The 20580-nt window shown below is 59.3% G+C and carries 18 protein-coding genes and 1 tRNA gene; 16 read left to right on the plus strand and 3 right to left on the minus strand.

Annotation, left to right across the window (positions count from 1 at the left end; translation table 11 throughout):
• From QZ501_RS08640 to rnhB, 5 genes are all read left to right on the plus strand, one after another.
• The coding region (locus tag QZ501_RS08640; RefSeq protein ID WP_295718772.1) for a UDP-3-O-(3-hydroxymyristoyl)glucosamine N-acyltransferase at positions 1-488 on the plus strand (488 nt) is incomplete at its 5' end.
• Positions 489-505: 17 nt separating this feature from the next.
• Complete coding sequence (gene fabZ, locus QZ501_RS08645; RefSeq protein ID WP_151438872.1) at positions 506-940, plus strand: 3-hydroxyacyl-ACP dehydratase FabZ; 435 nt, start codon at positions 506-508, stop codon at positions 938-940.
• Positions 940-1731 (plus strand): acyl-ACP--UDP-N-acetylglucosamine O-acyltransferase, encoded by a 792-nt coding sequence (gene lpxA / locus QZ501_RS08650; RefSeq protein WP_295718775.1) that lies wholly within the window; start codon positions 940-942, stop codon positions 1729-1731. The genes fabZ and lpxA overlap by 1 nt, the downstream gene beginning before the upstream one ends.
• A 6-nt stretch (positions 1732-1737) precedes the next feature.
• Positions 1738-2952 carry a lipid-A-disaccharide synthase gene (gene lpxB / locus QZ501_RS08655; protein WP_295718777.1) on the plus strand — a complete coding sequence of 405 codons (1215 nt, stop codon included), beginning with the start codon at positions 1738-1740 and terminating at the stop codon, positions 2950-2952.
• Complete coding sequence (gene rnhB / locus QZ501_RS08660; RefSeq protein ID WP_160897968.1) at positions 2949-3539, plus strand: ribonuclease HII; 591 nt, start codon at positions 2949-2951, stop codon at positions 3537-3539. Before lpxB ends, rnhB begins: the two co-directional genes overlap by 4 nt.
• Positions 3540-3548: 9 nt before the next feature.
• On the opposite strand, the gene QZ501_RS08665 is transcribed toward rnhB, so the two are convergent.
• Entirely contained in the window at positions 3549-4754 is a 1206-nt protein-coding gene (locus QZ501_RS08665; protein ID WP_151439247.1) for a TraB/GumN family protein, read from the minus strand.
• 291 nt (positions 4755-5045) lie between these two features.
• Here QZ501_RS08665 and QZ501_RS08670 point away from each other — a divergent pair, with 291 nt between their 5' ends.
• Positions 5046-6104 (plus strand): NAD(P)-dependent alcohol dehydrogenase, encoded by a 1059-nt coding sequence (locus QZ501_RS08670; RefSeq protein WP_160897970.1) that lies wholly within the window; start codon positions 5046-5048, stop codon positions 6102-6104.
• An 84-nt stretch (positions 6105-6188) separates the two neighbouring features.
• Here the strand turns inward: QZ501_RS08670 and QZ501_RS08675 are convergent, their stop codons facing one another.
• On the minus strand, positions 6189-7301 hold the full coding sequence (locus QZ501_RS08675; RefSeq protein ID WP_295718780.1) for a CaiB/BaiF CoA-transferase family protein: 1113 nt from the start codon (positions 7299-7301) through the stop codon (positions 6189-6191).
• A 112-nt stretch (positions 7302-7413) separates the two neighbouring features.
• On the opposite strand from QZ501_RS08675, the gene QZ501_RS08680 reads away from it, so the two are divergent.
• Complete coding sequence (locus QZ501_RS08680) at positions 7414-8424, plus strand: AraC family transcriptional regulator (RefSeq protein WP_160897972.1); 1011 nt, start codon at positions 7414-7416, stop codon at positions 8422-8424.
• Here the strand turns inward: QZ501_RS08680 and QZ501_RS08685 are convergent.
• On the minus strand, positions 8400-9437 hold the full coding sequence (locus QZ501_RS08685; protein WP_295718782.1) for a DUF484 family protein: 1038 nt from the start codon (positions 9435-9437) through the stop codon (positions 8400-8402). The genes QZ501_RS08680 and QZ501_RS08685 overlap by 25 nt on opposite strands.
• Before the next feature lie 432 nt (positions 9438-9869).
• Between QZ501_RS08685 and QZ501_RS08690 the strand changes: the two genes are divergently transcribed.
• The 9 genes from QZ501_RS08690 (at position 9870) to QZ501_RS08725 (ending at position 20572) form a co-directional block, all read left to right on the plus strand.
• Positions 9870-11207, plus strand: coding sequence for an outer membrane protein transport protein (locus tag QZ501_RS08690; RefSeq protein WP_295718785.1), 1338 nt, complete (start codon positions 9870-9872; stop codon positions 11205-11207).
• A 14-nt stretch (positions 11208-11221) separates the two neighbouring features.
• Entirely contained in the window at positions 11222-14614 is a 3393-nt protein-coding gene (locus QZ501_RS08695; protein ID WP_295718786.1) for an Ig-like domain-containing protein, read from the plus strand.
• Positions 14615-14741: 127 nt separating this feature from the next.
• Positions 14742-14818: transfer RNA gene (locus QZ501_RS08700), tRNA-Met, on the plus strand.
• 333 nt (positions 14819-15151) lie between these two features.
• Positions 15152-16729, plus strand: a complete 1578-nt coding sequence (locus tag QZ501_RS08705) for a PAS domain-containing methyl-accepting chemotaxis protein (RefSeq protein ID WP_295718789.1) — start codon at positions 15152-15154, stop codon at positions 16727-16729.
• Between the two features lie 404 nt (positions 16730-17133).
• Positions 17134-17367 (plus strand): Flp family type IVb pilin, encoded by a 234-nt coding sequence (locus QZ501_RS08710; RefSeq protein WP_295718791.1) that lies wholly within the window; start codon positions 17134-17136, stop codon positions 17365-17367.
• Positions 17368-17474: 107 nt separating this feature from the next.
• Positions 17475-17879, plus strand: coding sequence for an A24 family peptidase (locus QZ501_RS15100; protein ID WP_363174765.1), 405 nt, complete (start codon positions 17475-17477; stop codon positions 17877-17879).
• Positions 17861-18346 carry a TadE/TadG family type IV pilus assembly protein gene (locus QZ501_RS08715; protein WP_295718793.1) on the plus strand — a complete coding sequence of 162 codons (486 nt, stop codon included), beginning with the start codon at positions 17861-17863 and terminating at the stop codon, positions 18344-18346. Before QZ501_RS15100 ends, QZ501_RS08715 begins: the two co-directional genes overlap by 19 nt.
• A 19-nt stretch (positions 18347-18365) precedes the next feature.
• A complete protein-coding gene (cpaB, locus tag QZ501_RS08720) occupies positions 18366-19226 on the plus strand; it encodes a Flp pilus assembly protein CpaB (RefSeq protein ID WP_295718796.1) in 861 nt (286 codons plus the stop codon).
• Positions 19226-20572: a type II and III secretion system protein family protein gene (locus QZ501_RS08725; protein ID WP_295718799.1), complete on the plus strand. Its 1347-nt coding sequence runs from the start codon at positions 19226-19228 to the stop codon at positions 20570-20572. Before cpaB ends, QZ501_RS08725 begins: the two co-directional genes overlap by 1 nt.
• Positions 20573-20580 lie beyond the last annotated feature (8 nt).

Consider the following 20580-nt stretch of genomic DNA (forward strand, 5'->3'; position numbering starts at 1 on the left):
TTGGGAGTGATGGCTTCGGGTACGCGCACACCGGCAGGAACTGGGAGCGGATTGCCCAGATTGGCGGTGTCCATATCGGTGATGACGTGGACATAGGCGCCAATACCACCATCGATCGGGGCGCTCTGGACGATACCGTCATCGGCAATGGTGTGAAGATCGATAACCTTGTGCAGGTGGCCCACAATGTGGAGATCGGTGACCATTCCGCCATGGCGGCCCTGGTCGGCATCTCGGGCAGCACGCGCATCGGGCGGCACTGCGTTTTCGGCGGTGCCTCCGGAATCGGTGGCCACCTGACCATCGCCGATGGCGTGCAGCTTACCGGTATGACCATGGTTACCCGCAGCCTCAAGGAAGCGGGAGTGTATTCCTCAGGGACAGGGGTGGAACCCAATCGTGACTGGCGTCGCAGTGTGGTCCGGTTTCGTCAGCTCGACGATATGGCTCAGCGCCTGCGCCAGATTGAAAAAAAACTCAGTGAATGACGTCGAGGCTGTGGCGCATGCAGATTGAAGACATTAAACAGTACCTTCCGCACCGATACCCCTTCCTCATGGTGGACCGGGTGACCGAGGTGCGCGCCGGTGAGTATATTGCCGGAATCAAGAACGTCTCCGTCAACGAACATTACTTTGAGGGGCATTTCCCCACCAAGCCCATCATGCCGGGCGTCATGATCGTCGAGTCGATGGCGCAGCTCTCCGGTGTACTCGGGTTTGTCACGGTTGGGCGCTCACCGGCGGATGGCTTCACCCATTACTTTGCCGGCTGCAACAAGGTCCGCTTCAAGCGCCAGGTGGTGCCTGGGGATCAGCTCGCGCTGGAGGCCACACTGATAGCCGACAAGCACAATATCTGGAAGTTCGACTGCAAGGCCTGGGTCGGTGACCAGCTGGCCTGTGCCGGCGAGATCACGACCGCCGAGGGAGCGATCTGATGACGGCCGATGCTCATCCGGGAGTGCATCCCCAGGCCATTGTTGATCCCGGAGCCCGGCTCGGAGAGGGGGTAACTGTTGGCCCCTGGACCTGGATCGGGCCCGATGTGGAGATCGGTGACCATACCGAGGTGCGCTCCCATGTGGTGATCAATGGCCCCACCCGGATCGGCGCCAGCAACCGCATCTTCCAGTTCGCCAGTGTCGGTGAGGAATGCCAGGACCTGAAGTATGGCGGTGAGCCCACCACCCTGGTGATCGGTGACGGCAATATCATCCGCGAGAGCTGTACCCTGCACCGGGGCACTGTGCAGGACCGGGGCGAGACGCGGGTCGGCAGTAACAACCTGTTCATGGCTTATGTCCATGTGGCCCATGACTGCATGATCGGCAACAACACCATCCTGGCCAACTGCGCCACCCTGGCCGGCCATGTGGACGTGGACGACCATGCCATTCTCGGTGGCGGCACCATGGTGCATCAGTTCTGTCATCTGGGGGCCCATGCCATGACCGCCGGGGGCAGCATCGTGCTCAAGGATGTGCCCGCCTTCATCATGGCCGGTGGCCAGTCCGCCGGCGCCCATGGACTCAACATCGAAGGCCTCAAGCGTCGTGGTTTCAGCAAGAGTGCGCTGCATGAGCTGCGCCGTGCCTACCGCATCGTCTACCGTGAAGGCCTCACCCTGCAGCAGGCGATTGAACGCCTGGATCAGGAGTTCGAGGGCAGTGACGAAGTGGCGCTTTTTGCCAGTACCCTGCGGCGGGCTGAACGCGGCATCGTCCGCTGATTGGCCATGGACGCGTTGCTTCCCCGGGGCTCAGCCCCCGCACCCGGCCCGGTCATTGTCCTGGTGGCGGGAGAGGTCTCCGGAGACCTTCTGGGCGCGGACCTCATGCTCAGCCTGAAACGCCATTTTCCCCATGCCCATTTTGTCGGTATCGGCGGTGAGCGCATGATGGCCGCAGGCCTCCACTCCATCGTCCCCATGGAGCGCCTATCCGTGATGGGACTGGTGGAGGTGCTGGGACGCATCCGGGAGCTGTTCGATGTCCGCGCCCGGGTGCGCGAGTACTGTCTGAACAATCGGCCTGCCGCGCTGATCGGGATCGACTCGCCGGATTTCACCCTGGGGCTGGAGCGCCAGGTGCGGGAAGCCGGCATCCCCACGGTGCATTACGTGAGTCCCTCCGTCTGGGCCTGGCGGCGCGGGCGCCTGAAGGGCATTGCGAAATCAGTGGACCTGATGCTGACGCTGCTGCCGTTCGAGGCCAGTGTCTATCGGGACCATGGCATTCCGGTGCGGTTCGTGGGCCACCCGATGGCCGACCAGATCCCCGAGGAACCAGACCGGCAGGCGGCCCGCAGGGAGCTGGAGCTGCCCGAAGCCGGCCAGATGGTGGCGCTGCTTCCCGGCAGCCGGGGCAGTGAGGTGGGCGGCCTGGGCCCGCTGTTCCTGGAAACCGCCGAATGGCTGGCTGATGCCATGACGCCGGCGCCCACTTTCGTGATTCCCTGCATCAACCGTCAGCGCCGGGAACAGATCGAAGCGATGATCCGTGGGAAGGAGGCCTGGCAGGCGCTGGACGTGCGGCTGGTGGACGGCCAGTCTCGCACTGTGATGACCGCCGCGGATGCCGTTCTTCTGGCTTCCGGCACCGCCACACTGGAAGCGGCCCTGCTGAAGCGGCCAATGGTGGTGGCTTACCGGGTGAACGCGCTGACCTTCTGGGTCGCTTCACGCCTGGTCTATGTGGACCATGTAGCATTGCCCAATCTGCTGGCCCCGGAACCGGTGGTGCCGGAGTTCCTGCAGGAGGATGCCACGGCGGAGGCCCTGGGGACGGCACTGAAAACCCGGTTGACCGCGCCGGAGACCATTGAGCACGAACGTGCCATCTTTTCGGAAATCCACCGGCAGCTGCGCCGCAATGCCAGCGACCGCGCCGCTGAATCCGTGGCGGCACTGATCCGTGGGGAACCCCTTCCTGAGGACCTGGAGAACACATGATCCTGGATGATGTATCAGTACCCTATGAGGGGCTGTATCTGGCCGGCGTGGATGAAGTGGGCCGCGGGCCCCTTGCCGGCCCGGTGGTGACGGCGGCCGTGATCCTGGACCCGGACCATCCGGTGGAGGGGCTCAGGGACTCCAAGAAGCTCAGTGAGCGCAAGCGCGAGGCCCTGTTTGGTGTCATTCAGGAGCGGGCACTGAGCTGGGCGCTGGGGCGTTGCGAGGTGGCGGAGATCGACGAACTCAACATCCATGGAGCCACCATGCTGGCCATGGAGCGGGCAGTGGCCGCCCTGGCGCCGCCAGCCGAATACGTGCTGGTGGACGGTCACCGCTGCCCGGACTGGCAGTGGCCCTCCTCGCCCGTGGTGAAGGGCGATGGCCGCGTGGATGCCATTGCGGCTGCCAGCATTCTGGCTAAGGTCACCCGGGACCGGGAAATGGTCGAGCTGGACCAACAGTATCCGGGCTACGGTCTGGCCGGGCACAAGGGCTACCCCACGAAGGTTCACATCGAGGCCTTGCATGCCCAGGGCGCGAGCCCGGTGCACCGGCGCTCCTTCTCGCCCGTCAGCAAGCTCTGAGGGGCGCGTTCAGCCCCCGACCAGCTGATCGAAGATCCGGAAACCGGCGATGTAGGTACCGGCCGCCGACCCCACCGAGGAAAGGATGAAGATCAGCAGGGTGCGCGCCACCCGGTTGCGCCACCACCCCCTGACCTCGATCACGTCATGGCGAAGGTTCGAGAAATCCGCCACCTTGGGCCGGCGCAGCAGCAGTTCCACGCCCGCCGCCACGAACCCCGCACCAACCGTCGGGTTGAGCGAGGTCAGTGGGGCCGCCAGGAAGGTCGCCACAATGGTCAGTGGATGGGCCAGGGCAATGGCTGAGCCCAGTGCCGACAGCGCGCCATTGATCAGGAACCACTCCGAAACGAGCTTGACCCCCAGTTCCGTATCCCGGCTGAAACCGATCACGAAACCGGCAATCACCAGGGCCGCCACGACCCAGGGCAGGTAGCGCAGGAAGCGCCCGCTGGGTGGCACCTGCTCCAGGCTTTCGCGCTCTGATACGGGGTCGGCGGCGGGCTCGCCTTCAAGGTGGCCGCTCAGCCCCTTCAGGTGGCCGGCGCCGATCACCACAAGCACATTGTTGTAACCCTTGCCGGCCATGGATTCCATCAGCCTCAGGGCCATGTAGCGGTCGCGTTCGGAAATCAGTGGCCGGTAGAGCTGCTCGGATTGCTCTGCAAACTCGGCAAAGGTGGATTCCAGTACGTCACCTTCCTTGAGCTGTTCAATGCTCTCGGGGCTGACCGTTTCCCGGGTGAGCAGGCTGGCGAACAGACCACTGCCCAGCTGCATGCGCTGCCACCAGGACACGCCGCGCCAGACCCGGCGCAGGGTGGTGCCGATGTCGCGGTCGATCATGGTCACGGGCAGGCCGGCGCTTTCCGCTTCATGCAGGGCCGCCTTCATCTCAGCGCCCGGCTCGATGCCGGACTGGTCTGCCACCCGCTGCTGGAAGGCGCCCATGGCCAGGTGTGCCGCTACCATGCCCGCCTGGCCGTTACGCAGCACCTCGAACAGATCCATCTTCGCCATCCGGTCCGGATCGGCCAGGTTCTGGTAGCGGGAATCGCACAGCTCCAGCGCCACGGCATCATAGTCGCCGGAGCGGATCAGCTCCGAGACTTCATCCGCCGAGGCTTTCGAGACATGGGCCGTGCCCACAATGGTGAAGGTGGTTCCGGCGTGCTCGACTACGGCGCGCGGGCCCTGATGATCCTGTTCGCCCATGGGCAGCGTACTCACTTGGACAAAGCCGCGATTGTCACCTGTAGGCGCCTGCCCCGCAAGCGAATCAGGGCCCATCGTGCGCAAGGTGCGCTCCTGCAGGTTTTGCCTGGTCGCAGCCATGGCTGCTCCTACAATGTTGTTCCGTCCCGGGTGGCTGCAGAGTATGAGCGGCCATGGCCGCGAAATCCTTAAACCGGCCCACTCCCACGATGGTTTGACGGGCCGGTGGGGTGAGGCGCATTATCGCGGCGTGATTGATATCACACTAATTAAAGACGAGGAGCGATAGTCATGGCCAATACCAAAGCCTACGCCGCCACGGCACCGGATTCCGGTCTTGCACCCCACGGCATTGATCGCCGGGAGCTGCGAGCGGATGACGTTGCCATCGAGATCGACTATTGCGGGGTCTGCCACACGGACATTCACTTCGCCCAGAATGACTGGGGGATCACCAAGTACCCGCTGGTGCCCGGGCATGAGATTGTCGGGCGCGTCACGGCCGTTGGCGACCAGGTCAAGGGGTACGCCGTGGGTGACCGCGTGGGCGTGGGCTGCATGGTGGATTCCTGCCGTGAGTGCGAGGCCTGTAAGGACGGACTGGAACAGTACTGCCTCCAGGGCATGACCCCCACCTACAACGGCGAGGATCGCTATGACGGCTCCGTCACCTTCGGCGGCTACTCCGAGAAGGTGGTCGTGAGTGAACACTTTGTGGTCAGCATCCCGGAGAAGCTGGAAATGGCCCACGCAGCGCCTCTGCTGTGCGCCGGCATCACCACCTATTCACCGCTGCGCCACTATGGCGTGAAGGCCGGCCACAAGGTGGGCGTGATCGGTATGGGCGGCCTTGGCCACATGGGGGTGAAATTCGCCCGGGCGCTGGGCGCCGAGGTCACCATCTTCACCCGTTCCGAGAGCAAGGTCGCGGAGGCGAAGCACCAGGGGGCTCATCACGTGATCGTGTCCACGGATGAACAGCAGATGAAGGATGCGGCAGAGAGCTTCGATTTCATGCTCGACACCGTTCCTGTGCAGCACGATCTCAACCCCTACCTGAACTGCCTCAAGTACGACGGCACCCACATCCTGGTGGGACTTCTGGAACCGGTGGACCCTGCCGTGAATGCCGGCGCCCTCGTGGGCAAGCGCCGCGTACTCGCCGGGTCACTCATTGGTGGTATGCCGGAGACCCAGGAGATGCTGGACTTCTGCGCCGAACATGATGTGCGCTGCGATATCGAGATGCTTGATATGCAGCACATCAACGAGGCGTATGAGAAGGTGAAGAAGGGCGAGGTCAAGTACCGGTATGTGATCGATATGGACAGCCTGAAGCAGGCGGGCTGACGCCGCAGGAGTGGCCACGGCCGCGACAGGGGGCAGAGAACCACTGCCCCATGTTTCGCACGTGTTTCGCAGCCATGGCTGCTCCTACGGGGTATCCGCTCCAAGAGGCCGCCCGATGAAGGCGCTTGCGCACGGCGTGGCGCTGAACTTCAGCGGGTGGCCAGGCTGCTTCTGGGTGGTGCCGTCCCCCCGGTCCACCTCGATGACCATGTGGCGGGCCTGGATCTGGGGGTGCTCTGTGGCTTCTCTCAGGGTCAGGACCGGCTCCACGCAGGCATCCTGCTCACTGAAGACCGCCTGCCATTGCGCCAGTGTCTTCCCGGCTATGGCCTCCCGGAGTGCGCTCTTGAGTACTTTCTGGTCTTCAGGTTTCGGGCTCAGCCCCCTGGCGGCCAGTTCCGGCTGGCCGATTACGCTGAACAGCTGCTTCGCGAACGGCGGCTCCAGACTGCCGACCGAGAGCCAGCGTCCGTCCGCCGTGCGGTAGTAGTCGTAGAATGAACCGCCATTGAGCATGCCACCTTCCGGCTCCGGTTCTTCGCCGGCGGCCAGCCAGGCAGCGCCGGCCATGGCGTTCATGGCGAAGGCGGCATCGGTCATGCTGATATCCACGTGCTGGCCCTCGCCGGTCTGGCGCTGGTGCGTGACCGCCGCCAGTATGCCCATGACCGCGTGGTGTGAGCCACCGGCCACATCCGCCACCTGGACGCCCAGTGGTGGCGGCCCGGTCTCCGCGCGGCCGCTGTGACTGGCCACACCGGACAGTGCCAGATAGTTGATGTCGTGCCCGGCCCGGTCCCGGTAGGGGCCGGTCTGGCCGTAACCGGTGATGCTGCAGTAGACCAGCCCCGGGTGCAGGGCGCTCAGGCTGTCATAGTCCAGCCCGAAGCGCGCCATCACCCCGGGGCGGAACTGTTCCACCAGCACATCGTACTCGTGAATCCGTTCCTTCACCCATGCCACGGCCTCCGGCTCCTTGAGGTTCAGCGTCATGCTGCGTTTGCCGCGGTTCAGGTAGGCGTGTGCGGTGGAGACGCCGCCGTCGTGGGGCGGCGTCATGCGCGTGAGGTCCATGCGGTCCGGGGATTCCACCCGTAACACGTCTGCGCCCATGTCCGCCAGCATCATGGTGGCGTAGGGGCCGGGGAGCAGGGTGGAGAAATCGAGTACCTTGAGCGACGTAAGCGGTCCCGTCATCTGGGTTTTGTCCTCTGTTGCGCATGGCTCTACCATACGCACCTGTGAACAGGCGTCCACCGGCGCCGATGCTCAGATCCATTGACCAATCCGCTCACCGACACGGACGCTCATGGCACGCCTTACTGTCTCCGCCCATTTTGTAACCGCAGCTCTGGCCGGCGCCAGGCGCCAGGGGTATGACACCCATGCCATGATGCGTGAGGCGGGGATTGAGCCGGAGCTCATCGAGCAGGACCAGGCGCGGGTGACCGGTAACCAGTACACCCGGCTGATGCAGGTGATCTGGGCCACCATGAAGGACGAGTTCATGGGCTTCGCCCCGGCACGCAGTCGCCCCGGAACCTTCGCGACCCTGTGCCAGCTGGTGATCCACTGCGACAACCTTGACTGTGTGCTGCGCCGTGCCAGCCATTTCTACGGCCTGTTCGAAACCGGCATCACCATGCCGCTGAGTATCCATGGCGAGGAGGCCCTGATCACGCTCGAGACGGAAGCACCGCTCAGCGAAGACAGTCACCACTTTCTCCGGGAATCGCTGCTGGTGATCTGGCACCGGCTCAGCTCCTGGCTCATTGGCCAGGGCATACCGTTAACCCGGGTCAGCTTTGACTACCCGGAGCCGGCCCACAGCCATGAATACCGCGGCATCTTCCATGCGCCGATGCTGTTTGACCAGCCGCAGACCGGCCTGGCCTTCCCTGTGCGTTACCTGCAGGAGCCGGTAATCCGGGATGAGCTGGAGATGCGCCACTTCCTGATGACCTCGCCGGCGGACCTGATGGCCCGGCCTGATGACCGCAACAGCTACACCGCCCGTATCCGGGCCCTGATCGGGCGGGACTTCACCCAGCCCATACCGGATTTCGAGGCCATCGCCCAGCAGCTCAACACCAGCCCCCAGACCCTGCGCCGGCGACTGCGGGCGGAGAACACCTCGTTCCAGGAGATCAAGGACAACCTGCGGCGGGACATCGCCATTGTCCACCTCACGCGGGATCAGCTGTCCATCAACGAGATCGCCCACCGAGCCGGGTTCACGGAGACCTCCACCTTCCATCGGGCCTTCAAGAAGTGGACGGGGGTTACACCCGGGGGCTATCGCTCGCGCTTCTGCTCGTAAAGACGCTGGTCCGCGTGGCGCAGCAGGGCGCGTGAGTCGTCCAGGCCGGGCTGCTCGTTGCCCGCCACGCCCACGCTGAATGCCAGGGGAATCGAGTGGCCCGCCCACTCAAGTGGCTCATCCGCGAGTCCCTGCTGCAGGCGAGTGGCGATGTGCGTGGCCGCCTGCACGCTCTGGTTGGGCAGGACCACCACGAACTCATCCCCGGCAAAACGGAAGACGCTGTCGTCCTCACGCAGCTGGCGGCGCAGGCATTCGCCTAGGTGGCACAGGTAGGCATCGCCGCACTCATGGCCGTGCTCGTCATTGATCCGCTTGAAGCCGTCACAGTCAATGAACAGAAGCGACAGCGGCATCTGGTAACGGCGGGAACGGCTCAGTTCCTTCTGCAGGACTGTCTCCATCTCGCGGCGGTTGCGCAGACCGGTCAGGGCATCCCGGGTCGCGAGACGGCGAAGCTGTTCCCGGGCAAAAGCGGAATCCAGCCCCAGGGAGGCTTTGACCGCCAGCTGCTCAAGGAAAAACGCCCCCATATCCCGACTGTAACGCCCTGCTGTGCGGGTCCCCAGCACCAGGCCGCCGGCCAGTCTTTCCTCGACCAACAGCGGCAGTATGGCCATGGACTGGATGCTGCTCTGCCAGACGGGTGGGATCAGGTACTGGCAGCTGCGGGTGTCCGGGATCAGTATGGGCTTCTGGCTGCTGCCGGTAAGGCGGAGGAAGTCCGCAGCGGGTGCGTTCACACGCAGGCTCAGGGCGCCGTCCTCGCTCAGCATCTCCCATAGTGGCTGGTTGGCCTCCACGTCCGTCAGGACCAGCCAGACCTCATCCAGGTCAAAGCGATCGCGCACGCGGTCCACCAGCCGGTCCAGAAAGGCGGCGCAGTCGCGACACCCCATGATCTCCCGCTCAATCTCGAACAGGTTGCGGGCGATGCGCTCATTGCGGCGGGCATGCTCGAGCAGGGACTCGAGGGAGATATCGTCAGGGTAGTGCTGGAAGGCTTCCGGCATGGCGGTTTGTCATCCCGCTGACAGTGTGCTTTAGAGACCACGTGAGCTCAGCGCTGAAGCCTACCATGGGTGGTTCGCGCCGTCAGTCCACCACGTCCCACGAAGCCTCCGCATGGGAACTCTGTTTTGTTGTGTGATCTGTGTCACACAAGTGCCTCATTTAACAAAACGCAACGCTGGGCAACACTCGAGCAATGGCGTGCCCACCGGGTTTAAGTTATTGATATTAGTCAATGGTGAGCCGGCGGGCCGGTAATGACTGATACAGACTGCCTTCTTTGACACAAACGGACGTCGGTGTGGCCAAAGTGTATGCGCGGAAGGGCTATAGAATTGCAAGTGTAACGAACTGTAAATGACCAAGTGAATCACACTTCATAAAACACGATCGCCTGGAATCAGGCTCGGATAACAAGAGCAGTAGGAGCCTCTATGCAGACCACGCACGGAACCGCAATTCGACGCCTCGCACTTGGCATTGCCCTCGCAGGTGCCAGCGCGGGCACCCATGCCAGTATGGGTAATATCGGCACCAGCTACGGCATATTCCCGGAAGACCTGGCCACCGCCCAGGCACTGTCCATGTTCAATTCCCAGGTCTCAGCCAACTACTATAACCCGGCTGCCCTGGTGAAGGACGAGCGTGGTGAGCTGACTCAGGCGATCATGCACGCGGAGCAGGAGCTGCGGGCAGAGCGGCCAAACACCGACAATGATGTGCTCTCAAATGACCCGAGCCAGAGCATTCTGCTGGGTATGAAGACCAATGTTGGCTCGCTCCTCCAATCTGGCCACCCGATCCATCTCGGATTCATTGCCGGTGTGGAGAAATACGGCAAGGAGATGCTCGCGTTTGGGTCGGAAGCATCAGAGACAGGTCAGTTCATGCGCTATGGGCGTGAGCCGCTGTTTCTCTCCCTAGGCGCTGGCACCAAAGTCTGGCGGGGGCTCAGTATAGGGGCTGCATCCCGAATCACGCTTGATGCTACTGCAACCCTTAACGCCACTTCCACGCTTGCAGGGAAAACTGAACAGGAAGAACTTTCCGTCGAGGCGGAACCCAACATCCGCTCCATTCTCGGGCTGACCCTGAACTGGGGAGATACCTTCTGCCCGGATAGCAGCTGCTTCCTCAGTGGTTTTGAAAGTGCGCTGAGCTTCCGGAACAGCTCTGCATCCTCCACGGCCGTTAACTCGAACATCATTGTCAAGCAGACCATCCCTGATCCTGGCCTGAGTCTCGCTGTATCCACCATTGACTCCTATCAACCGGAAATCTACGCCTTCGGTACCCAGTACAAGGGGAATGGCTGGCGGGCCGGCTTTACGGTAGAAAAGCGCGAGTGGTCCGGGCTGGAAGGCGAGCTTGAAGCCGACACCATCAGGGACCAGGAAGATGCCTCCGGCAGCGCCGCGCGGAAAGCGGAGTTTCAGGACACTGTCGTGCCCCGTATCGGAGCTGAAATGGATCTCTTTGGTCGTTTCAAGTTGCTTGGCGGGCTGGCCTATGAGGAATCACCCTTGAAAAGCACACGGACTCCCAAGCTCAACTACATCGACAATGATCGCATCATTGCCGGGCTGGGGCTCAGCGCCACCTATGAGCGGACACGGTTTCTGCGGTATCCGGTCCGGTTTGATATCGGTTACCAGTACCAGCAGCTGGAGGAGCGCGACTTCACCATTGAAAACATTGACGGCAACACACAGCCGGTCACTGCAGATGGCGAAATTCACGTCGTCAGTGGCTCCGTCACACTGAAGTTCTAAGCGGAGATCATGCCATGAAACAACAATATACCCTGGCTCTGGTTCCCTTGCTGCTGCTTACTGGTTGCATGGGTGGTGAAGAGCAATCCGATGATATCGCAGTCTCAGCCTCAAGTGCGGGTGGCGATACCTATCTGAGTTATTCCTATCCCACAGATGGGCAGGCTGGTGTCAGCCCTGAGTCTGACGTGGTGCTGCGCTTTTCCCATGCCATTACGGATGAGGACGCCAACAGCAAGATCAAGCTCCAGAAGAATGGCGAAAACATCAGCTATGACCTGGATAAAGTGGATGATGGCCGCAGCCTGATACTGAACCGGGAGGACGAGGCGCTGCTGGAGGCCAATGCCGAGTACTCAGTGACGTTTGATGAGCCGCTTTCCGCCGAGAGCGGCGCATCCATCGCCACTCCCAATGCGGAAGGTGATCCCGGCATCCAGTTCGCAACCCGGACATTGTTTGATGGGCCGAACAACCATGTACAGGCGAGTGACGCCTTTGAAGTGTCTTCCACCGTCCCTCTGCCGGACAGCCAGAAGAGCGAGCCAGGCCAGTTCGGCCCCATGAACTTCTCCACCTTCCGGCTGAAAACCACCCACCCGGTGCACCCGCAGTGGCGGGATAAAGGCGGTACCATTGAGCTCACTGACAGCAGCGGTGAGGCGGTTGATGTCAATGTCATCGTTCGTGGCAACAGCATCAGTGTGGATCCCTGTGTGACGGAAACGCTGGCTGGGTGCGGCAGTAAGGATGACGTCCTTGAAGCCGGCGAAACCTACACCCTGACCCTGAATGATCTGCCCAGTAAGACGGATGGGGACCAGGCGCTTAACCAGGAGTTCAAGTACACGCCCCGTGATACGGCGCCGACCGTAGTGGCGGAACAGATCAACGTGGATTCCGGCCTGGCAAGCGGGGAAAGTGAAAAACAGGCTACGAGATCCATCCTGAACGGCCAGATCATCAATGGGGTTACCCTCAACTCAGTGCTGCAGGGCACGGCAGGCCCCTCCCAGCAGACTGGCTCTCTCTTCGCGGAGCTTGGCTATGCGCCCAACTTCGACTCGGACGAGCCGCTGCCTCTGCGTATTCCGCGAAACAGCGTACTGCGTGGTACCAGCATTGACGTGAAAGTGGGTGGTGAGGTCCCGATCCTGAAAGCCCGTGCTGGTGATGGTAACTATGGGCCGCAAGAGACTACTGGTGACATCAAGGTCACCATGATTTCGGACGCCACCGGCTATCTCAGTCCCAACCCCTACACGGACGATGACTCCGCGCCACGCCACGTAACGCTGTTCATGGATATCGCCATGAACACGGAAAGTGAGCAGCCGAACGCGGCGCTTTCACAGGACCTTATGGGCGTTGAACTCCGGGGCATTGCTATGGTCCGGGATGGCGTGCTCACGATCGATGCGATTGGTGTTGTTGAGCCCGAGCTGCTGGGGCAGGAAATCACTGACTCCATCATCGCCTTCAACCTAGAAGGTGATATCTCCGAGGACGCGCCCACGGATGCTGCGGATCTGAGGCCGGTGGATGATGAGCCGCCGAAGCTGGTGAGCTGGATGCCTGGTTCGGAAGATGCTGTTCCGGATACCCGCCAGGATATGCACCGCCCGGGCGATCCGGTAACTCTGAACTTCAATGAGCCGATTGATGGAGATTCCGTTAAAAATGGAATAACCCTTTTTAAAGATGGGCAAGAAGTTAGGAATCTTGACACCAAAGTTGACGGAACGACTGTTACTGTGAATCCCGAAGGTGGACTCGAGCATAACGTCGATATATATCGTTTGAATATCACCAACAACCTGACTGATTTGTCGGGTAACGGTGTGTCTGCTGAAACGCTTGAGTTTTCGCTCCCTCCTCTATCTGATCCGGATCCGGAGCTGCAACCAGAGCGTCCTCCACTGGCACTTACAACATATCCAGGGTATCCGTGTGAGACAGATCATTCGAATCTGGATTTAAATGATGGTGTTCTTGGACAGTGTTTTGATGATAGTGATGCTGCTTACTCAGAGGGACGTGATGCCATTGAAGATACGCTGCCAGTACCCGCCATGCCGGCGGATCGGCCGATCACTATCGTGTTTTCTCAGTCGATGAACCCTGATTCCATCCGGTTAGGTGAGACTTTCATTGTCGAGAAAGTAAGTGTTGGCGATGACGGTAAACCGACTGGTGAGTCTGAGAAGGTTTCGGGCAGGCTGGAAAAAAACAACCAGCGTATCCGCTTTTACCCCGATGAACCTTGGAGCCAAGGTGAGTTCTATAGCTACAGGATGGTATCTAATAATTCGAGCACCTGCGATGACGAGACGCCGAATGAGATCTGCGGCGTTAATGGTATTGCACTAGAGACTGATCTTCTGGAAGGCCTAGATAATGGAGGAGATGATCTGCTCATCTACTTTGAGGGGGAAGCACCGAGGGAAACGGTTTTTACCCCCCTTCGCAATCTGCCGATCCGGGATACGAATTCGAACTTCCTCATTGATTGCAACACCTCGACCAATGATGATGGAAATCGAGAGTTCGATAATTACAATCCCGATTGCGCTGAACCGTTTGAGACGTCCCACGAGGGAAGTGATGAGGAGGGATGGGAACCTGCTCCTAATTCAACAAAGTTGAGCGTTATCGGTGGTGAAGCTGAGGCTAGCGGCGCTGCTTTAGGGGCCGCACCAGCTCAAGTAGGTTGTGTGGCAGGAGAAAATGTAGATTGTCCTCGCGATAAATTTATTTATCAGAATTATGCTCTAAACACTGAAGTTCTGGGTAAAGGCACTTGGCAAGCCTCTGATGGAACAGAGTACGAAGGAATCTTAGTGGACTTGTATCCAACCATGTTGGCAACTAGCTCGATAAGTGTTTTCACAAAAGTTGGAGTCATACCTGAGATAATTGAACTTCAGGAAGAGACCGTAACCAACACGCAGATACTCAGGATGCGTTATGCCAAGGACGATCCAGCCTGTGAAGCTGCTTGTGAACGGAATTCCCTGATCCCGGGCGTGATTACAACAGGAGATAATGGTCAGCCGATCTTCAGGACGGAGGCAGAGCTCCTGATTGATGCTCCAGATATGGCAGTTCCTCTTGGCGGCACTCATGACCTTTACGGTAGGCCTTTTACTCTGGAGTTAAAGGGGGACATAACTTTCTTTGATGATGGGCGAATGCAGATTGAGCAATGGAACACGAACATTGTGGGTAACCATGATAGTGATGGAGAGCTCTTGGTAACTGCGAATACTGCAGGATTTGAAGATTTGGGACTGGTAACCCTAGAACTGCCATTGGAAATCCCTGAAAGAGGAGTTTATCTCAACTTCATCTCCAACCCAGTGAAAGACCTTCCCCAGCAGTTTCGGCAGGCAACCTCCGAGCAGTAACCAACCAGGCCAGCCTCAGGGCTGGCCTTTTCAGTGAAAATCCGCCCCAAGCCCTTGACGGGCGGGGCGCGATTCCATAGGATACGCACCACATCGACGGGCCAAGGCCCAGCGGTGACAAAGCAGTTGCGGGGTGGAGCAGTCAGGTAGCTCGTCGGGCTCATAACCCGAAGGTCGTTGGTTCGAATCCAGCCCCCGCTACCAGATTCTAAAGAGGCAGATCAGTTACTTACTGGTCTGCCTCTTTTCGTTTCAGCCCTCCCGGTTTTCTCTGTGACACGTATGAGACACCTGTGTGACGGAAAGGGCCTTCTCCTCAGATAGGCCCTGCAACGGGGTGACCTTAAGGCTTAAACCTTCACTCTCGCCTGATCTGTAATGACCCCGATGGATTCCTGGCTCCGATCATAGAGGCCACATACAGTTCCCCTGCCGCTCTTTATGCAAAAGTCGGATATAGGGTCGATAATGTAGGTGGTGAGTCAGTACAAATAAGCCGTCTTGAAACAGCCCTGCACCACAAAGGAACCAGCCGTCATGCGCCAGAACATGCCAGTAACCGACAGAGAAGAGACTTTCGGATCGGATGAACGCCTGATCAGCACGACCAACCTGCGTGGTGTCATCGAGGACGCGAACGACACGTTTGTCAGGGTTTCGGGTTTTTCCCGGGATGAACTGGAAGGGCAGCCTCATAACATTGTTCGGCATCCGGATATGCCGGAAGCCGTTTATGCCAATTTCTGGGAAACGCTGAAATCGGGTAATCCGTGGATGGGGCTGGTCAAGAACCGTTGCAAAAACGGTGACCATTACTGGGTCAGCGCCTATGTCTCCCCGATCTATAAAGACGGGGAGCATATTGGCTTTCAGTCGGTTCGCACACAGCCCAGCGAACGACTTAAGCAGAACGCCCTGACGGCATACAGACGTATGAAGAGAGGGGCTCGTTCAATGCCTTTGAGCCGGTGCTTTGGCATGGGGTGGCAAATGCTGGGTGCCGGTGTCGGCGCGGTCATCGCCGCGCTGGCCGCTGGCTACGGTTTTGGGGGCAGTCATACCGCAGTAAGCGCGGCTATTGTGTTGCTGGGTGCATTGGCAGCGGGGGCACTGTGTCTCAGGGTTGCCGGGCAGATCCGGACTTTTAAGAACGAATGCAAGGCCGTGTTTGATAATGATCTGGGAGCCCAAGTCTATGGAAATGGCAATGACCTGATGGCACAGGCCCGAGTGGCGCTGGCGATGCGGCAATCGCAACTGGAGGCCCTGAGGGGAAGGGTCGAAGATTTGACAGATGAGTTGACGCAGTCGGCGAGGGACGCCAGAGAAGCCGCTGAATCCGGACAAACGGCGGCAGGGCAGCAGGAAAACGAAATCCAACAGGTCGCCACGGCCATGGAAGAAATGAGTTCGACCGTTGAAGAAGTATCAGCCAACACCAGTGAAGCGTCGGATCGTGCAAGCCAGGCTTCAGAGCAGGCCAAGGCTGGGAGCCAGACGATTCTGGAGACCTCTCAGGCCATGGAGTCATTGGCTGAGGAAATCAAAAACGCGAACAAGTCAGTCCAGAGGCTGCGCGAGCAGGCTCTATCCATAACGAGCGTGGTTGATGTGATTACCGGCATTGCGGATCAGACCAATCTGTTGGCGCTCAATGCGGCAATCGAAGCCGCACGTGCGGGAGAAAATGGCCGGGGGTTTGCGGTTGTTGCGGACGAAGTCCGTCAGCTCGCGCACCGGGTGAGCGAGTCCACCAAGGAGATCCGTTCGACCATTGACTCGCTGAGCTCTGGTACCGAATCAACCGTTCAGGCAATGGATCAGAGCTGCCAGTTCGCGGAGAAGGTTCAGCTGCAGGCTCAGGATTCCAGCGAGCGGATTCAAAGCATTGAGGCCAACGTTGAGCAGATCCGGGATATGGCCAACCAGATTGCGACGGCGGCCGAAGAGCAATCCAGCACGGCGGCGGATATGACTCATCGGGTCAATCAGATCCACGAAAACTCACAGACCAGTGCCGCCATCTCGGAAAGCACTCGTAACAACAGCGATACCCTTGAAGAGATGGTCCATCGGCTTGAAGGGGTGGTCCGTCAATTCAGGCTGCAAAGATAATGGCTCCTTGGACTTCCCCGGCAACTCTGTCCTTATGACCGACCCATACCGAAGGCGGCTTACCTGTTCGTTGTGATCCAAGTCTGATACGTGAACCAGGATATCGTCGGCTTTCTGAGTCAGTCCTTTCATAAACAGGATAAAGACATGGGGAGGGGGTTTGTGAGCTGGGGTAATCTCAATAAAAATAAAATGCGTGCATCATAATAATTGTATACATCAATAAATGCGTATCTTTAATAATAGTTTTTGCATATTTTTAATGCTGAGATCAGGCAACATTACTGGGCGGTATCAGTTTGTTAAAACTCTGGTTGATTATTTGCATCATCCTTAAGAGGTACTAAGGTTGGGGGTGGAATTGACATCAACGTTAAATGGCCATTTGGTATCGGAGGTGGGTTATGACGAGTCTTGCTACGAAGGTGCTTGAGCTTATGCTCGCTTGCCGGGAAAAACTGGTCGAGCTTGGGCGTGACGAGTCCGGCGCCAGTGCTATTGAGTATGCGTTGATTGTTGGGCTGATTGTCGGTGTTTTGGTTACTGTCTTTTCTACTTTCGGCGATCAGATCGAAGGTCTGTTCAATAGTGTCGGATCTGACATTGGAGAAGCTACCGGCTCAGATGGCACCAATTAATTGAGAAGGGTGAGTGTACAAGCTGACTTACGGTGTTCCTCCACTAATAATGGTGAGGCGCGGCAACATTGAGTGTTGCCGGGTTGGTCGCGGTTGGTGCCTGGAGTTTGTGTTGTGCGTGGGAAGACTGGCGCAAAAGGCGCATATCCAACCCGTTGATTGCGACAGGAGTTGCAACTGCAATCCTATGGCAACTGGTGGCCACAGAGGGACCGCTTGGCGTGACCATTGCAGGCTCACTGGCAGGAGTGGGGCTGGCGCTGCTGGTCACTGTCTCATTCTACTGGATGGGAATGATGGGGGGAGGTGACGTCAAGTTTCTGGCTGTACTTGGGTACCTGGGAGGTTTCACAACCTTTCTCTTTACGATCGCGCTTGGGGCTCTTCTGCAGTTGATCGTTGCATCAGCGCTTCACCTTAGTTTCAGAAGACCCATGGGCGCGTCGCAGCCATTGGCTCTGACGCATGGGCCCGTCTTCATTGGGGTTGTTCTATGGCGGCATGTCGCCTGATCCATCAGCCTGGAAATCAAAGGGGCGCAGCCGCCATTGAATTCGCGCTGGTGTTCCCCCTTTTTCTGCTGGTGCTGCTCACTGTTGTCGTCTGGAGCACCTTTTTCTTCGTGCAGAGTTCCATTGATTATGCGGCTCGTGAGGCTGTTCGTGCCTCTTTGGAGGTTGACATTGAAGCCTTTGAGAATTTGGAAGGCTACAGGAATGCGGTCAACGCGCGGGTCAGTAATGCGGTGGGGCGGTCCCTGGAGGTTCTGCCGGAAAGCTGGAGGGAAGGGGTCAGCAGCACTGTGACCATAGAAACGCCCGATGGGTCGGATATCGACTACGTGGTCGTCGGGCTCCGGTACCCGCAGGGTACGCCGGTTTCCGGCTTAACGGATCTTGGGCTTTTTCAGGGAATAGGTCTGATCCCTGAAGACGGAGCCTATGCAGAGGCGAGGATGCCTCTGAGAGTAACTGACTGATGCCGGAGGGAAACGTTTGATGAGCAGTACCGTACTCAAATGGGCGATTGCCGCACTCATCATGACTGGGGCGCTTCTCCTCTGGCTTTCCCTGCAGATGGTGAGCGAAAAGTCCACTGGTGACAGGGAAGGCCCAGAGTCCGCTTCCGTATCACGGGATGAGTTCGCGACCAAAGCAGTGATAGCCACATCACCCATTTCCGCCGATAGCGTGATTGAGTCATCAGATGTCAGCCTTGAGCCCGTTTCCATTGCCCCTGCCAATGGGTTTGAGACGCCTCAGCGCGTGGTCGGTCGTCAGGTAAGCAGCAGCATTGGTGTTGGTGAGCCGGTTGTCCAGCATCATTTCCGGCGCGGTGGCGAACTGGCCAGTGAGCTTCCTGAAGGGACGCGTGCGGTTTCGGTTCCCGTCAATGAGGTCTCTGGTGTTGGGGGCTTTGTTGAGCCGGGCGACCGGGTTGACTTGGGGCTTTTCCTGCCCAGTGGAAATGAGGTTGATTCCTCCCAGGCACAGATTCTGCTCAAGGATGTTGTTGTGCTCGCCTTTGGTCAGCGCGCTGCACGGGGCGAAAAGCAGCAGGAGGGGGAGGTTCCCAATCCGGAGGCCTCAAACGCAGTCCTTGCTGTGCCTGATGAGTCCGTTGCGCGGGTACTTCTGGGCGCGTCGACAGGGCGTGTGACACTGCTCCTGAGGCCGGGGAAACCGCGGCGGGCATCGGACGGTCAGGCAGACGGCGATGGATCCATGAGCCTGAGCCGATTGGCGGAAGGGGAGCGGGAAGGTGAGACGCTGAGAGACCTCTCGGGGCAGCAACGGTCAGAGCCCAGGCCAAGAACGCGAGTCCACCGGGGCAGTGAAACAGAGGAGGTAGTCCATTGATGGATGGCATTTTGAAACGGGCGTGCACTCTCGTCGGCACGGCGGTGTTGCTCCTGGTCGGCATTCAGGCTCAGGGCGAGCCACTTGAGCTCAATGTTGGGGATCAGAGCGTCTTCAACACTGGGCGCAACATTGACCGTATCGCGGTTGGTAATCCAGAGGTTGCGGACGTCGAGGTGCTCGATGCGCGCCAGGTTCTGATAACCGGGGTTGGGCAGGGTCAGACGTCACTCCGCTACTGGCTCGGAGGCGCTTCGGATCCCAGGGAACGGGAAATCAAGGTCTCCGCGGATACTGGTGTACTTGATCAGATGCTGAATGAAGCCGGTGAACCGGGCATGTCGGCGCGGTCTGCCGGAGGGGCAGTGCAGATCCGGGGGGAGCCTGAATCACTCGCCTCTGGCAGACAGACACTTTCAGCGCTGGAGGAAGTGGTTGATCAACCGGTCCAGGATGCCACGTCGCAGTCTGGTATCCAGGTGCAGGCGGATATCCGGGTTGTTGAGGTCAGCCGTCGCAGCATGAAACAGGTTGGCTTCAATTTCTTTAACAGTAACGGTAACAACACCGTGTCGCTGACCGGGCCAGGTGGGCTGCAGTCTGTATCGAACCCGGGGGAGGCATCTGTTTCGGGGGATGGGTTTGGGCTGCCGATCTCGGATGCATTCAACCTGGTTGCGGGCGACGGTGACGATGGGTTTCTCGGCGTCATGAGCCTTCTCGAGAGGCATGACCTTGCCCACACGCTGGCCGAGCCCAGCCTTGTCACCATGAGTGGTCAGACGGCTACCTTTCTGGCGGGCGGCGAGATTCCGATCCAGACCGACTCCGGATTGGGTTCAACCTCAATCGAGTTCAAGGAGTTTGGTGTGAGACTCAAGCTGACCCCCACGGTGCTGAGTGACAATCAGATCGTTCTGAAGGTCCGGCCGGAAGTCAGCGAAGTGGATAACACCACCAGTGTCAGTGTGGATGGACAACAGATCCCCGGGCTGACCACCCGCCGTACCGAGACCACGATTCAGCTCGGTGATGGTGAAACCTTTGTCATCAGTGGTCTCATCAGCCAGGAAACGTTGGCGCAGACCGATCGTGTGCCTTTTCTAGGGAGTATTCCGGTTCTTGGAAGCTTTTTCCGCTCACAGCGGACCGAGCGCAGTGATCGGGAGTTGATGATGGTGGTTACGCCGCACCTGGTCAGGCCCATGGCCAGCGACGCGGATCTGCCACCGTTGCCTGGTGAAAAACTCCGTGACTTCCAGCCGACCTTTGATGATCCGTTCGCCGAGCGCCATCTAGGCGACGGTATGGAGCCGGGTAGAAGCAATCACGGCTTCACGGACTAGCCAGGGGG

The sequence above is a fragment of the uncultured Halovibrio sp. genome (assembly GCF_913056445.1).
Classification (GTDB): Bacteria; Pseudomonadota; Gammaproteobacteria; order Pseudomonadales; family Oleiphilaceae; genus Halospina; species Halospina utahensis_B.

Bases quoted from the DNA above. Each gene is read 5' to 3' on its own strand.
- fabZ (WP_151438872.1), top strand. From the start codon at position 506: ATGCAGATTGAAGACATTAAACAGTACCTTCCGCACCGATACCCCTTC.
- lpxA (WP_295718775.1), top strand. From the start codon at position 940: ATGACGGCCGATGCTCATCCGGGAGTGCATCCCCAGGCCATTGTTGAT.
- lpxB (WP_295718777.1), top strand. From the start codon at position 1,738: ATGGACGCGTTGCTTCCCCGGGGCTCAGCCCCCGCACCCGGCCCGGTC.
- rnhB (WP_160897968.1), top strand. From the start codon at position 2,949: ATGATCCTGGATGATGTATCAGTACCCTATGAGGGGCTGTATCTGGCC.
- QZ501_RS08665 (WP_151439247.1), bottom strand. From the start codon at position 4,754: ATGGGCGAACAGGATCATCAGGGCCCGCGCGCCGTAGTCGAGCACGCC.
- QZ501_RS08670 (WP_160897970.1), top strand. From the start codon at position 5,046: ATGGCCAATACCAAAGCCTACGCCGCCACGGCACCGGATTCCGGTCTT.
- QZ501_RS08675 (WP_295718780.1), bottom strand. From the start codon at position 7,301: ATGACGGGACCGCTTACGTCGCTCAAGGTACTCGATTTCTCCACCCTG.
- QZ501_RS08680 (WP_160897972.1), top strand. From the start codon at position 7,414: ATGGCACGCCTTACTGTCTCCGCCCATTTTGTAACCGCAGCTCTGGCC.
- QZ501_RS08685 (WP_295718782.1), bottom strand. From the start codon at position 9,437: ATGCCGGAAGCCTTCCAGCACTACCCTGACGATATCTCCCTCGAGTCC.
- QZ501_RS08690 (WP_295718785.1), top strand. From the start codon at position 9,870: ATGCAGACCACGCACGGAACCGCAATTCGACGCCTCGCACTTGGCATT.
- QZ501_RS08695 (WP_295718786.1), top strand. From the start codon at position 11,222: ATGAAACAACAATATACCCTGGCTCTGGTTCCCTTGCTGCTGCTTACT.
- QZ501_RS08705 (WP_295718789.1), top strand. From the start codon at position 15,152: ATGCGCCAGAACATGCCAGTAACCGACAGAGAAGAGACTTTCGGATCG.
- QZ501_RS08710 (WP_295718791.1), top strand. From the start codon at position 17,134: ATGACGAGTCTTGCTACGAAGGTGCTTGAGCTTATGCTCGCTTGCCGG.
- QZ501_RS08715 (WP_295718793.1), top strand. From the start codon at position 17,861: ATGGCGGCATGTCGCCTGATCCATCAGCCTGGAAATCAAAGGGGCGCA.
- cpaB (WP_295718796.1), top strand. From the start codon at position 18,366: ATGAGCAGTACCGTACTCAAATGGGCGATTGCCGCACTCATCATGACT.
- QZ501_RS08725 (WP_295718799.1), top strand. From the start codon at position 19,226: ATGGATGGCATTTTGAAACGGGCGTGCACTCTCGTCGGCACGGCGGTG.